Below are 12,695 nucleotides of genomic sequence, written 5' to 3' on the forward strand. Positions count from 1 at the left end.
GGAGACAACAAGGCCCGGATTGTACCGGGCCTTGGCAAAAACATCAGCCTTGCGACTAAACCTCGCTGAAGCTCTCGCGCAGCTCGTAAGCCTGGCGTACTGGGGCGAACGAGCGGCGGTGGATCGGCGTCGGGCCAAGGCGAGCCAGGGCTTCCAGATGAACGGGCGTCGGGTAGCCTTTATGACCGCCGATGCCGTAGCCGGGGTAGATTAATTCGAACGCTGCCATTTCCCGGTCACGACTGACTTTGGCCAGGATTGACGCGGCGGCGATGGCAGGCACCTTGCTATCACCCTTGACCACCGCCTCGGAAGGCATGGCCAGCTTGGGGCAGCGGTTACCGTCGATCATCGCCATTTTCGGGGTGATGTGCAGCCCCTCGACTGCACGCTGCATGGCCAGCATGGTGGCGTGCAAAATGTTCAGCTGGTCGATTTCTTCAACTTCAGCCCGGGCGATGTGCCAGCTCAGGGCTTTTTCACAGATCTCGTCGTAGAGCTTTTCGCGGCGCGCTTCGGTGAGTTTCTTCGAGTCGTTGAGGCCGAGGATCGGACGGTTTGGATCGAGGATCACTGCCGCCGTGACCACGGCGCCGCACAAAGGCCCGCGCCCGACTTCGTCAACACCGGCCACCAGTTCGTGGGCTTCGGCAACCAGGCTGAAATCCAGGCCCATCTGCGTCGTCATAAGGCTTCCTGTTGCTTGCCGATCAGGGTCAATACGGCGTCGGCTGCCTGGTTCGACGCATCACGACGCAGGGTGCGGTGGATGTCGTCGAAGCCACGGGTCTGTTCTTCGCCGCCGTCGATCAAGGGTAGTAGAGTTTGCGCCAGGGCCTCGGGCGTTGCATCGTCCTGCAACAACTCCGGCACCAACATGCGCTGGGCCAGCAGGTTGGGCAGGGAGATGTAAGGGCTTTTGACCATGCGCTTGAGGATCCAGAAGGTCAGCGGCGCCAGGCGGTAGGCCACCACCATCGGGCGCTTGTACAGCAAGGCCTCCAGGGTGGCCGTACCGGAGGCGATCAGCACCGCATCACAGGCGGCCAAGGCCAGGTGTGATTGGCCATCGAGCAAGGTCAACGGCAGGTTGCGACCTTCCAGCAGTGTTTCAATCTGCGCGCGACGTTGCGGGCTGGCGCAAGGCAGCACGAAACGTATGCCCGGCTTCAAGGCCAGCAGGCGTTCGGCAGCATCGAAAAACACCGAGGCCAGTCGCCCCACTTCGCCACCACGGCTGCCAGGCATCAGCGCGACCAGCGGGCCGTCGGGCAAGCCCAGCTCGGCACGCGCGGCCGCGCGATCAGCCTGCAGGGGAATCGCGTCGGCCAGGGTATGCCCGACAAACCGCACCGGCACGCCCTTTTCTTCGTAGAACCTGGCCTCGAACGGCAGCAAGGTCAGCATCAGGTCGCAGCCCTCGCGGATCTTGAGCACGCGCTTCTGCCGCCACGCCCAGACGGACGGGCTGACGTAGTGCACGGTCTTGATGCCGGCCTGGCGCAATTTGAGTTCGATATTGAGGGTGAAGTCCGGCGCGTCGATACCGATGAATACATCGGGCTTTTCTTCGATCAGGGTCTGGATCAGCAGCTTGCGACGGGCCAACAGCTCGCGCAGGCGACCCAGCACCTCGACCAACCCCATGACCGACAGACGCTCCATGGGGAAGTAGGAGGTGAGCCCTTCAGCCTGCATCAGCGGGCCGCCGACACCGATGAATTCCACTGCCGGGTGCTGGGCCTTGAGGGCCCGCATAAGGCCTGCGCCCAAAATGTCGCCGGAAGCTTCCCCGGCCACCAGCGCGATACGCAGATTAGCCATGATTAGCGGGTGATGCCGCGAGTCGACGCCTGGATCGAGTCGCGGAACACCGCGACTTCCGGGAACAGCGCTGCCGGCTCGGCCAGTTGAGTCAACGCCTGGTCGACCGTGAGCCCTTGACGATAAACCACCTTGTAGGCACGGCGCAGGGCGTGGATCGCGTCTTCGCTGAACCCGCGACGGCGCATGCCTTCGAAGTTCATGCTGCGGGCTTCGGCCGGGTTGCCGAATACCGTAACGAACGCCGGAACGTCCTTGCCGATCGCGGTACCCATGCCGGAAAAGCTGTGGGCGCCGATATGGCAGTACTGATGCACCAGGGTGAACCCGGACAGGATCGCCCAATCGTCAACGTGCACATGGCCCGCCAACGCGGTGTTGTTGACCAAGATGCAGTGGTTGCCAATGATGCTGTCGTGACCGATATGGGCATAGGCCATGACCAGGTTGTGATCACCCAGCGTAGTCTCGGCCCGGTCCTGCACAGTGCCACGGTGAATGGTCACGCCTTCACGGATGATGTTGTGATCACCGATTACCAGGCGTGTCTCTTCACCCTTGTACTTCATGTCCGGGGTGTCTTCGCCTACCGAGGAGAACTGGTAGATGCGATTGTGTTTGCCAATGCGGGTCGGACCTTTGAGGATCACGTGCGGCCCGATGACAGTCCCCTCGCCGATTTCCACACCTGCGCCGATGATCGACCAGGGGCCGACCTCAACGTCGGCGGCCAGAACGGCCGACGGATCGATGATTGCGCGAGGGTCAATCAAACTCATAGTTTGCGTTCCGCACAGATGATCTCGGCGGAGCACACCGGCTTGCCGTCCACCGAGGCCTGGCATTCGAACTTCCAGATCTGGCGCTTGCAGCTGATGAACTTGGCTTCCAGGATCAGCTGGTCACCCGGGGTAACCGGGTTGCGGAAACGCAACTTGTCGGAGCCCACGAAATAGTAAAGCGTGCCGTCGGCAGGCTTGAGGTCGAGCATTTTGAAACCAAGGATACCGGCAGCCTGGGCCATCGCTTCGATGATCAACACGCCCGGCATGATTGGATGCGCGGGAAAGTGACCGTTGAAGAACGGTTCGTTGATGCTGACATTCTTGTAGGCACGAATGCGCTTTTCCTCGACGTTGAGGTCCACTACACGGTCCACCAACAGGAACGGGTAACGGTGAGGCAGGTATTCGCGAATCTCGTTGATGTCCATCATTTCGGGGGGAAGCCTGTAATAAAGATTGGGGGCGGGCGAACTAAAAGCACGCCCCGCTAGCAAATCAAGGAGGCAGTCTAGCGGCTGTGCACACTTGATATGGAAATGGTATCAGCCTTCTGATGAAGCATTACCGCCAGGGGTCACGTCCCCAACACGCTTTTCCAGCTGTTTGAGGCGTCGAGCCATGTCGTCGAGCTGCCTCAACCGTGCTGCACTCTTGCGCCATTCAGCCGCAGGCTGCATGGCGGTACCGGAAGAATAGGCCCCGGGCTCGGTAATCGAGTGGGTGACCATGGTCATGCCGGTGATGAAAACGTTGTCGCAAATTTCGATATGCCCCACCAGCCCAACGCCACCGGCGAGCATGCAGTGCTTGCCGATCTTGGTGCTGCCGGAGATACCCACGCACGCCGCCATGGCGGTGTGATCGCCAATCTGTACGTTGTGGGCGATCTGGATCTGGTTGTCGAGCTTCACACCGTTACCGATCACGGTATCGGCCAGGGCCCCGCGATCGACAGCAGTGTTCACGCCAATTTCCACATCGTCGCCGATCAATACGCCGCCGACCTGGGCAATCTTGTTCCAGATGCCTTTGGCATTGGCAAAGCCAAAACCTTCACCGCCGATCACGGCACCCGACTGGATGACGACGCGCTCACCGATACGCACATCGTGGTACAGGGTCACGCGCGGCGCCAGCCAACCGTCTGCGCCAATCTCACAGCGCGCGCCGATAAAGCAATGGGCACCCACGGTGACACCCGCCCCAATGCGTGCACCGCTCTCGATCACCGCAAAGGCGCCGATGCTGGCCGCAGGGTCAACCTGGGCATCATCGGCGATCACCGCAGACGGATGAATACCGCAGGCGGCCTTGGGCTTGGGATCGAACAGGTGCGACACCCGCGCATAAGCCAGGTAGGGGTCAGGCACCACCAGCGCATCCCCGGCAAACCCTTCGGCGTCAGCAGCTTTCAGCAACACGGCTGCGGCTTGGCTGTCGACCAGGTATTTACGGTATTGGGGGTTTGCGAGGAAGCTCAACTGAGCTGGGCCAGCCTCCTGCAAGGTGGCTAGCCCAGTAATTTCTTTCTCCGGGGAGCCACGCAAAGTGGCCCCCAGGAACTCGGCCAACTCGCCGAGCCTGATAGTCGCGGTCATGGCTTACTTCAGCTGGTTCATGCGCTCGATCACCTGGCGGGTGATGTCGTATTGAGGCTTGACGTCGATTACAGCGCCACGTTCAAACACCAGGTCAAAGGCACCTTTCTTGATGACTTCTTCCACAGCGCTGTCGAGTTTCGGCTTCAGCTGTTTCAGCATTTCACGATCAGCAACAGCCTTGGCTTCGTTCAGCTCCTTGGACTGGAACTGGTAGTCACGGGCCTTTTGCTTGAATTCAAGCTCCAGACGCTCGCGCTCGCCTTGCTGCATCTTGTCGCCACCGGCTACCAGGCGGTCCTGGATGCCCTTGGCGCTGCTTTCCAGGGTCTTGAGCTTGGTCAGTTGCGGACCGAACTTCTTCTCGGCGTCCACGGCGTACTTCTTGGCCGCATCGGATTCCAGCAGGGCCATCTGATAGTTCAGCACGGCGATTTTCATTTCGGCGAAGGCCGGGGTCGCTACCAGCACGGTTGCCAGCAGAACCAATTGAGTCAACTTACGCACGATGTACTCCTACAGAATCCGTTGTCGTTATCTTGGGACAGACGCTTAGAACGTCTGGCCGAGGGAGAATTGGAAAATCTGGGTTTCAGCGTTATCCGGTTTCTTGATCGGCATGGCCAGAGCAAAGCTCAATGGGCCAAGCGCAGTCACCCAGGTCACACCCACACCCACGGAGCTTGCCAGGTTACTGAGGCTCACGTCGTTGCACTGTGTGTCGGACTTCACGCCGCTCGGGTTACGGATCTGCTCGCACTTGGAGTCGAACACGTTACCCACGTCCCAGAATACCGACGTACGCAGGGAACGCTGATCTTTCACAAACGGCAGCGGGAACAGGATCTCCGCACCACCCTGGATCAACACGTTACCACCGAACGGCAGCGGGTCATTGTCAGAGTCAGCCACAGTACCCTGGTTACCGGTTACACCCACACCACGGCTTGGCGTACCACGTGGGCCCAAGGTGCTGTCCTTGAAGCCACGTACGGAGTTGAAGCCACCCGCGTAGTAGTTCTCGTAGAACGGTAGACCATTGGTGGAACCATAACCATCGCCATAGCCCAATTCGGTGTGCAGGCGCATGGTGTAGTTGTCGCTCAACGGCGTGAACAACTGGCCACGGTAGTCGAGCTTGAAGAACGACAGGTCACTGCCCGGCGTGGTGGTTTCCAGGGTCAAGCTCTGGGAATGACCACGGGTAGCCAGTACACCTTTGTTCAGGGTCGACTCGGACCAGCCGGCAGACGCCTTGAAGTTCAGGAACTTGTCGCCTTCACGACGGGTGAAGTCAAAGATTTCGTCCACGGTGTATACACCGGTCTTGATTTCATCCTGTTGCGCAGTCAGGCCGAAGGTCAGGCGCGAGGTCTCGCTGATCGGGTAACCAACGTTGACACCGGCACCGAGGCTGTCGATCGCATAGCTTGCAACGTCAACGTCGAGGTCTTTGTAGTCGGTGGTGCGGTAGAAGGCGTTGTAGCCCAGGCTCACACCGTCAGCAGTCCAGTAGGGGTCGGTGTAACCGAAGTTGTATCGGCTCTGGTATTCGCTTCGCGTCAGGCCGATGGACACACGGTTACCGGTACCCAGGAAGTTGTTCTGGGTGATCGAACCACCGAGGATCAGACCGGCGCTCTGTGCGAAGCCGACACTGGCGGTGATGGAACCCGATGCTTGTTCTTCAACGGCGTAGTTCACGTCAACCTGGTCATCCACACCCGGTACAGCTGGGGTTTCGACGTTGACTTCCTTGAAGAAACCCAGGCGCTCGAGACGGGTCTTGGACTGGTCGATCAGGTAGGTCGACGCCCAGCCACCTTCCATCTGGCGCATTTCACGACGCAGCACTTCGTCCGCAGACTTGGTGTTGCCGCGGAAGTTGATACGGTTCACGTAGGCACGCTTGCCCGGGTCGACGACAAAGGTGATGTCCACGGTGTGGTCATCATCGTGCGGCGTCGGTACGCCATTGACGTTGGCGAAGGTGTAGCCTTCGTTACCCAGGCGGCGGGTGATCAGTTCGGAAGTGGTGGTCATCAGCTTGCGCGAGAACACCTGGTCTTTCTGCACCAGCAACAGCGCCTTGACCTGGTCTTCAGGTACTTTAAGGTCGCCGCTCAGTTTTACGTCACGAACCTTGTACTTCTCGCCTTCGTTGACGTTGACGGTGATGTAGACGTGCTTCTTGTCCGGGGTGATGGACACCTGGGTCGAAGCGATATCCATGTTGATGTAGCCACGGTCCAGGTAGTAGGAACGCAGGCGCTCCAAGTCACCGGAGAGTTTTTCACGGGCGTACTTGTCATCGTTCTTGAAGAACGACAGCCAGTTGGTGGTCTTGAGTTCGAACAGGTCGATCAGGTCGTCATCAGCGAACTTGGTATTGCCCACCACGTTGATGTGCTGAATCGCCGCCACGGTGCCTTCGTTGATGTTGACCTTGAGGCCGACACGGTTACGCGGCTGCGGGACCACTTCCGTTTCCACGGTCGCAGAATAACGACCCTGGGCAACGTACTGGCGTTGCAGCTCGTTACGCACACCTTCGAGGGTGGCGCGCTGGAAGATCTCGCCTTCGGCCAGGCCGGATTGTTTCAGACCTTTCATCAGGTCTTCAGTAGAGATCGCCTTGTTGCCTTCGATCTCGATACTGGCGACGGAAGGTCGCTCGACCACGGTGATGACCAGGACGTTACCTTCGCGACCCAGTTGGATGTCTTGAAAGAACCCGGTTTTGAACAGCGCACGAGTGGATTCCACCAGGCGACGGTCATCAGCCTGTTCCCCAACGTTCAACGGCAAAGCACCAAAGACGCTACCTGCGGAAACCCGCTGGAGGCCGTTGACGCGAATATCGGAGATGGTGAAGGACTCGGCGTGAACTTCGGCGATCATCAATACGGTGAGAACCGCAGTTAGCAGCAGACGTTTCATGAAGTCCTTTCTTATTCCAACTGGCAATAAACAAACTGCCGCAAAATGCGGCAGATTCGCAATTCAGCGAAGCGTTACAGTCGACCCAGATCGTTGACCAAGGCTAATAACATCACCCCGACCACCAAACTGATACCGATCTGTATCCCCCAACCCTGCACCCGATCCGACAAGGGACGACCACGCGCCCACTCGACCAGATAAAACAACAGATGCCCCCCATCCAATACTGGAATGGGCAGCAAATTCAGAACACCCAGGCTAATACTCAGATAAGCCAGGAAATTCAGGAAATCCGCGACGCCCGACTGGGCAGAAGCGCCCGCCACTTTAGCAATGGTTATCGGTCCACTCAAGTTTTTTACCGAGAGCTCGCCGAACAACATTTTCTTGAGGGATTCGAGGGTCAGTACACTCATGGTCCAAGTGCGTTTCGCACCCTCGCCAATCGCCGCCAACGGCCCGTAGCTCACCTCGCGCACCATCGATGGCGGCCAGTCGGCACCTTTGACCCCGGCACCCAGGTAACCCCCGGCCGCCTTGGCTTCCCCACGAACCGACAGGGTCACAGGGACGTCGATTTGAGCACCGTCACGCTCAACTTTCAGCACAATTTTGGTATCAGGCCGTACACGAACCAGATCGACCACCTGCTGCCAGTCACCCAGTGGCTGACCATCGAGGGCCAACAGGCGATCGCCGGTCTTGAGGCCCGCGGCCTGGGCCGGACCTTTCGGATCCAGCTCGGCAAGCACCGGTGGCAGGGCCGGACGCCATGGACGTATGCCCAGGGACTTGATCGGATCAGGCTCGTCAGCGCCCTTGAGCCAATGGTCGAGGGCCAGTTCACGCGGGGTCTCGGTGGTGGAATCCTGCTCGCGCACCACGACATTGACGATGCCGCTTTCACCCAGGCGACGCACCAACTGCAAATTGACCGCGCCCCAACCGGTGGTGGGTTCGCCATCAATGGAAACAATTTCTTGCCCGGCAACCAGCCCGGCCTTGGCGGCGATACTGTCCGACTCGACCGCGCCGATCACCGGACGCACTTGCTGGCTGCCCAACATGGCCAGGACCCAGAAGAACACCATCGCCAACAGGAAGTTGGCGATCGGGCCGGCGGCAACAATGGCGATACGCTGACGAACGGTCTTGCGATTGAAGGACTGGTCCAACTGATCCGCCGGGACTTCGCCTTCACGCTCATCGAGCATCTTGACGTAGCCACCCAGCGGGATGGCCGCAATCACAAACTCGGTGCCACGACGGTCGTGCCAGCGCACCAGCGGCATGCCGAAACCGACGGAGAAGCGCAATACCTTGACGCCGCAACGACGCGCCACCCAGAAGTGGCCGAATTCGTGGAAGGTAACCAGCACACCCAGAGCAACCAGGGTGCCGACAATCATGTAAAGCGCACTCATCTAATTTCTCCGCATTCCAATCCAGTGCCTGAAGGCTCAACCCCGCCTGCAGACTAACGCGCGTTGCGGTTCAACCATTGTTCCGCCAGGGCCCGAGCCTTGGTATCGGCCTCGAATACCGCCCCCAGATCGTTCACCGCCACGACTGGCTCAAGTGCCAGGACGTCCTCGATGATACTCGCGATCTGCGGAAAGCGGATGCGCCGTTCGAGAAACGCTGCCACGGCCACTTCGTTTGCCGCATTCAGCATTGCCGGCGCGCTGTTACCCGCCTCGGCCGCTTGCCGCGCCAGGCGCAGGCAAGGAAAGCGCTGCTCGTCCGGCGCCTCGAAGTCCAGGCGGGCCACGGCGAACAGGTCCAGGGGCGCCACGCCGGAATCAATCCGCTCCGGCCAGGCCAGCGCATTGGCAATCGGCGTGCGCATATCGGGGTTGCCCAACTGCGCCAGGACCGAACCGTCCACGTAGTCGACCAGGGAATGAATCACACTTTGCGGGTGAATCACCACCTCGACCTGATCCGGGCGTGCATCGAACAGCCAGCAGGCCTCGATCAACTCAAGGCCCTTGTTCATCATGCTGGCCGAATCCACGGAGATCTTGCGCCCCATGGACCAGTTCGGGTGAGCGCACGCCTGGTCGGGCGACACGTGCTCCAGCTCATCCAGTGGTGTTTGCCGGAACGGACCACCCGAGGCGGTCAGCAGGATTCGACGCACGCCCACCTGGCTCAAGCCGCGCGCATAGTCGCCGGGCATGCACTGGAAGATCGCGTTGTGTTCACTGTCGAGGGGCAACAGCACGGCGCCGCTTTTGCGCACCGCTTGCATGAAGAGCGCGCCGGACATGACCAGCGCTTCTTTGTTGGCCAGCAGGATCTTCTTGCCAGCGTCAACGGCCGCCAGGGTTGGACGCAGACCCGCAGCGCCAACGATAGCTGCGACTACCGTGTCTACCTCGGCATCGGCCGAAACCTGGCACAACCCCTCTTCGCCTACTAATACTTGCGTCGCAAGCCCGGCAGCCCGCAGATCATCCTGCAGACCCCGCGCCGCAGCGGCCTCAGGCACCACCGCGAAACGCGGCGCATGACGTACGCACAAGGCCAGCAGTTCGCTCAGGCGGGTAAACCCGGTGAGTGCGAAGACCTGGTAGCGATCAGGATGACGCGCAATCACATCCAGGGTACTCAGCCCCACCGAGCCGGTTGCCCCTAGCACGGTCACTTGTTGCAGGCGGCTCACGAAGCAGTCATCCACAGCAGGACAGCGAAGATCGGGATGGCTGCGGTCAAGCTGTCGATGCGGTCCAGCACACCGCCATGACCCGGCAGCAAGTTACTGCTGTCCTTGATCCCGGCCTGGCGCTTGAACATGCTTTCAGTGAGGTCACCCACCACCGAAATGAACACGACGATGGCCGTGGCCAACAGCGCCAGGAAAATCTCCTTCGCCGCCCAGCCACGCACGATACCGACAACCAGTGCGATCACCAACGTCAACGCCAGCCCGCCATAGACGCCTTCCCAGCTCTTGCCCGGACTGACCGCCGGCGCCAGCTTGCGCTTGCCGAAGGCCCGACCGGAAAAGTAGGCGCCAATATCAGCCCCCCAGACCAGCACCATGACCGCCAGGATCAGCCAGTTACCCAGTGGATAACGCTTGATCTCCACCAGCCCTTGCCAGGCCGGTAGCAGGATCAACAAACCGATCACCAGCTTGCAGGCAACACTGGACCATTGGCTGCTGGTGCGCGGATAGGTCAACACCAGAAACGTTGCCAGCGCCCACCACAGCACCGCCGCCCCCAACACCCACGGCGCAATGTCCGGCAGGATGTACAGGAGAAACGCCAGGGCAGCCACGACAGCGGCATACACCACACGTGGCAACTGGGCACTGAAACCCGCCAGGCGCGCCCATTCCCAGGCGCCGAGGGTGACGACCAGGCCGATAAACAGCGCAAAGCCGGAACCGTCGAGCAGGAAAAACCCACACAAGGCGATCGGCAACAGGATCAGTGCTGTGATGATTCGTTGTTTAAGCATTTAAACCCGGGCTCCAGCTTCGATCTGCTCGCTCGTTTTACCGAAGCGACGCTGACGGGAAGCGAAATCGGCCAGCGCATTGCGCATGGCATCGTGTTTGAAGTCCGGCCAGAACAGGTCGGAGAAGTACAGCTCGGTGTACGCCAGCTGCCACAGCAAGAAATTGCTGATGCGGTGCTCACCACCGGTACGGATGCACAAGTCCGGCAGCGGCAGGTCGCCGGTCACCAGGCAGGTTTGCAACAGTTCAGGAGTGATGTCGTCGGGCCGTAGATGACCGGCCTGCACTTCACGCGCCAGACGCTGTGCAGCCTGGGCGATATCCCACTGGCCACCGTAGTTGGCAGCGATCTGCAGCACAAATCGATTGGCCCCGGCCGTAATGGCCTCGGCTTCGCGCATGGCGGCTTGCAGTTCGGGATGAAAGCGTGAGCGATCGCCAATGATGCGCAGGCTGATGTTGTTGTCGTTGAGGCGCTTGGCCTCACGACGCAAGGCCTTGAAGAACAGGTCCATCAGGGCACTGACTTCTTCGGCGGGCCGCTGCCAGTTCTCGCTGGAGAAGGCGAACAAGGTCAACACTTCGACCTTGGCCTCGGCACACACCTCAATCACAGCCCGTACCGCATCGACACCCGCTTTATGCCCGGCTACACCCGGCATAAAGCGTTTCTTCGCCCAGCGATTATTCCCATCCATGATGATCGCGACATGGCGCGGCACCACAGAGGGTACAGTCTGCTTGGTCTTTTCCATGAAGGCGTCCTGACCCCTTATACGGCCATCAGGTCCTTTTCTTTTTCTTCCGTGGCCTTGGTGATCTGGGCCTCGGCATCCTTGGTCAGCTTGTCGATGTCGGCGGTGGCACGACGCTCTTCGTCTTCGCTGATTTCCTTGTCCTTGACCAGCTTCTTCAGGTCACCCAAGGCATCGCGACGGATGTTACGCACGGCAACACGAGCATCTTCGGCAGCGCTGCGCGCCTGCTTGGTGAAGCCCTTGCGGGTTTCTTCGGTCAGGGCCGGCATGGAGATCAGCAGCAACTCACCCAGGTTGGTCGGGTTGAGGTTCAAACCTGCGCTCTGGATGGCCTTGTCGACAGCACCCAGCATGTTGCGCTCAAACGCGACGACTTGCAGGGTGCGCGAGTCTTTAACAGTGATATTGGCGACGCTGCTGATCGGGGTATCGGAACCGTAGTAAGGCACCATCACGCTGCCCAGGATGCTTGGGTGCGCCTTGCCGGTACGGATCTGGCCGAATGCGTGGCTCAGAGATTCCAGGGATTTCTGCATACGCGCCTGGGCGTCTTTCTTGATTTCGTTGATCATTGTTGGCCTTCCTCGATCAGAGTCCCTTCTGCGCCGCCGTGTACGATATTCAGCAGGGCGCCGGGCTTGTTCATGTTAAATACGCGCAGCGGCATCTTGTGGTCGCGGCACAGGCAAATAGCCGTCAGGTCCATCACGCCCAGCTTGCGATCCAGCACTTCATCGTAGGTCAGATGATCGAACTTCTCGGCATGCGGGTCTTTGAATGGATCGGCAGTGTATACACCATCCACCTTGGTTGCCTTCAGCACAACGTCAGCATCGATTTCGATGGCGCGCAGGCAGGCTGCGGAGTCGGTGGTGAAGAACGGGTTACCCGTGCCAGCGGCGAAGATCACCACTTCCTTGGCGTTCAGGTGGCGCATGGCTTTGCGGCGGTCATAGTGATCGGTCACGCCGACCATGGAAATAGCCGACATCACGATAGCCGAGATATTGGCGCGCTCCAGGGCGTCGCGCATGGCCAGGGCGTTCATCACAGTGGCCAGCATGCCCATGTGGTCGCCAGTGACCCGATCCATGCCGGCTGCACTCAGTGCGGCGCCGCGGAACAGGTTGCCGCCACCGATCACCAGGCCGACCTGTACGCCGATACCGACCAGTTGGCCGACTTCCAGCGCCATGCGGTCGAGCACCTTGGGATCGATCCCGAACTCTTCCGAGCCCATCAGGGCCTCGCCGCTAAGCTTGAGTAGAATGCGTTTATAGCGAGCCTGATAACCACTGCCCTGCTGAGCCATTGC

General features: G+C 60.0%; 13 protein-coding genes. All 13 read right to left on the reverse strand.

Annotated features, from left to right (window positions below; all coding sequences use genetic code 11):
- Nucleotides 1-55: 55 nt before the first annotated feature.
- The 13 genes from rnhB to pyrH all read right to left on the reverse strand — a co-directional run bounded on the left by rnhB (nucleotide 56) and on the right by pyrH (nucleotide 12,692).
- Nucleotides 56-688 (reverse strand): ribonuclease HII, encoded by a 633-nt coding sequence (gene rnhB / locus AC0IYN_RS03950; RefSeq protein WP_078047211.1) that lies wholly within the window; start codon nucleotides 686-688, stop codon nucleotides 56-58.
- Nucleotides 685-1,824: a lipid-A-disaccharide synthase gene (gene lpxB, locus AC0IYN_RS03955; RefSeq protein WP_457239440.1), complete on the reverse strand. Its 1,140-nt coding sequence runs from the start codon at nucleotides 1,822-1,824 to the stop codon at nucleotides 685-687. The genes rnhB and lpxB overlap by 4 nt, the downstream gene beginning before the upstream one ends.
- Before the next feature lie 2 nt (nucleotides 1,825-1,826).
- On the reverse strand, nucleotides 1,827-2,603 hold the full coding sequence (gene lpxA / locus AC0IYN_RS03960; RefSeq protein ID WP_406598350.1) for an acyl-ACP--UDP-N-acetylglucosamine O-acyltransferase: 777 nt from the start codon (nucleotides 2,601-2,603) through the stop codon (nucleotides 1,827-1,829).
- Nucleotides 2,600-3,040 (reverse strand): 3-hydroxyacyl-ACP dehydratase FabZ, encoded by a 441-nt coding sequence (fabZ, locus tag AC0IYN_RS03965; protein ID WP_003172281.1) that lies wholly within the window; start codon nucleotides 3,038-3,040, stop codon nucleotides 2,600-2,602. The genes lpxA and fabZ overlap by 4 nt, the downstream gene beginning before the upstream one ends.
- A gap of 111 nt (nucleotides 3,041-3,151) precedes the next feature.
- Entirely contained in the window at nucleotides 3,152-4,207 is a 1,056-nt protein-coding gene (gene lpxD, locus AC0IYN_RS03970; protein ID WP_406598351.1) for a UDP-3-O-(3-hydroxymyristoyl)glucosamine N-acyltransferase, read from the reverse strand.
- A 3-nt stretch (nucleotides 4,208-4,210) separates the two neighbouring features.
- Entirely contained in the window at nucleotides 4,211-4,714 is a 504-nt protein-coding gene (locus AC0IYN_RS03975; protein ID WP_003219314.1) for an OmpH/Skp family outer membrane protein, read from the reverse strand.
- A 45-nt stretch (nucleotides 4,715-4,759) separates the two neighbouring features.
- The gene (gene bamA / locus AC0IYN_RS03980; RefSeq protein WP_078047208.1) at nucleotides 4,760-7,147 is read right to left on the reverse strand and encodes an outer membrane protein assembly factor BamA; all 2,388 of its coding nucleotides are present in this window, start codon (nucleotides 7,145-7,147) and stop codon (nucleotides 4,760-4,762) included.
- A gap of 74 nt (nucleotides 7,148-7,221) precedes the next feature.
- Complete coding sequence (gene rseP, locus AC0IYN_RS03985) at nucleotides 7,222-8,574, reverse strand: sigma E protease regulator RseP (protein WP_471840602.1); 1,353 nt, start codon at nucleotides 8,572-8,574, stop codon at nucleotides 7,222-7,224.
- Between the two features lie 53 nt (nucleotides 8,575-8,627).
- The gene (gene ispC, locus AC0IYN_RS03990) at nucleotides 8,628-9,818 is read right to left on the reverse strand and encodes a 1-deoxy-D-xylulose-5-phosphate reductoisomerase (RefSeq protein ID WP_406598352.1); all 1,191 of its coding nucleotides are present in this window, start codon (nucleotides 9,816-9,818) and stop codon (nucleotides 8,628-8,630) included.
- Nucleotides 9,815-10,621: a phosphatidate cytidylyltransferase gene (locus AC0IYN_RS03995; protein ID WP_078047205.1), complete on the reverse strand. Its 807-nt coding sequence runs from the start codon at nucleotides 10,619-10,621 to the stop codon at nucleotides 9,815-9,817. Before AC0IYN_RS03995 ends, ispC begins: the two co-directional genes overlap by 4 nt.
- Nucleotides 10,622-11,377 carry a polyprenyl diphosphate synthase gene (uppS, locus tag AC0IYN_RS04000; protein WP_016974405.1) on the reverse strand — a complete coding sequence of 252 codons (756 nt, stop codon included), beginning with the start codon at nucleotides 11,375-11,377 and terminating at the stop codon, nucleotides 10,622-10,624.
- Between the two features lie 17 nt (nucleotides 11,378-11,394).
- On the reverse strand, nucleotides 11,395-11,952 hold the full coding sequence (gene frr / locus AC0IYN_RS04005; protein ID WP_012722596.1) for a ribosome recycling factor: 558 nt from the start codon (nucleotides 11,950-11,952) through the stop codon (nucleotides 11,395-11,397).
- Nucleotides 11,949-12,692 carry a UMP kinase gene (gene pyrH / locus AC0IYN_RS04010; RefSeq protein WP_003172271.1) on the reverse strand — a complete coding sequence of 248 codons (744 nt, stop codon included), beginning with the start codon at nucleotides 12,690-12,692 and terminating at the stop codon, nucleotides 11,949-11,951. The genes frr and pyrH overlap by 4 nt, the downstream gene beginning before the upstream one ends.
- Nucleotides 12,693-12,695: the final 3 nt, after the last annotated feature.

The sequence above is a fragment of the Pseudomonas sp. AC112 genome (genome assembly GCF_979253545.1).

What these genes read in the sequence shown, in the direction of transcription:
- AC0IYN_RS03995 (WP_078047205.1), bottom strand. Translation starts at nt 10,621, where the DNA reads ATGCTTAAACAACGAATCATCACAGCACTGATCCTGTTGCCGATCGCC.
- fabZ (WP_003172281.1), bottom strand. Translation starts at nt 3,040, where the DNA reads ATGATGGACATCAACGAGATTCGCGAATACCTGCCTCACCGTTACCCG.
- rnhB (WP_078047211.1), bottom strand. Translation starts at nt 688, where the DNA reads ATGACGACGCAGATGGGCCTGGATTTCAGCCTGGTTGCCGAAGCCCAC.
- uppS (WP_016974405.1), bottom strand. Translation starts at nt 11,377, where the DNA reads ATGGAAAAGACCAAGCAGACTGTACCCTCTGTGGTGCCGCGCCATGTC.
- bamA (WP_078047208.1), bottom strand. Translation starts at nt 7,147, where the DNA reads ATGAAACGTCTGCTGCTAACTGCGGTTCTCACCGTATTGATGATCGCC.
- lpxA (WP_406598350.1), bottom strand. Translation starts at nt 2,603, where the DNA reads ATGAGTTTGATTGACCCTCGCGCAATCATCGATCCGTCGGCCGTTCTG.
- frr (WP_012722596.1), bottom strand. Translation starts at nt 11,952, where the DNA reads ATGATCAACGAAATCAAGAAAGACGCCCAGGCGCGTATGCAGAAATCC.
- pyrH (WP_003172271.1), bottom strand. Translation starts at nt 12,692, where the DNA reads ATGGCTCAGCAGGGCAGTGGTTATCAGGCTCGCTATAAACGCATTCTA.
- lpxD (WP_406598351.1), bottom strand. Translation starts at nt 4,207, where the DNA reads ATGACCGCGACTATCAGGCTCGGCGAGTTGGCCGAGTTCCTGGGGGCC.
- rseP (WP_471840602.1), bottom strand. Translation starts at nt 8,574, where the DNA reads ATGAGTGCGCTTTACATGATTGTCGGCACCCTGGTTGCTCTGGGTGTG.
- lpxB (WP_457239440.1), bottom strand. Translation starts at nt 1,824, where the DNA reads ATGGCTAATCTGCGTATCGCGCTGGTGGCCGGGGAAGCTTCCGGCGAC.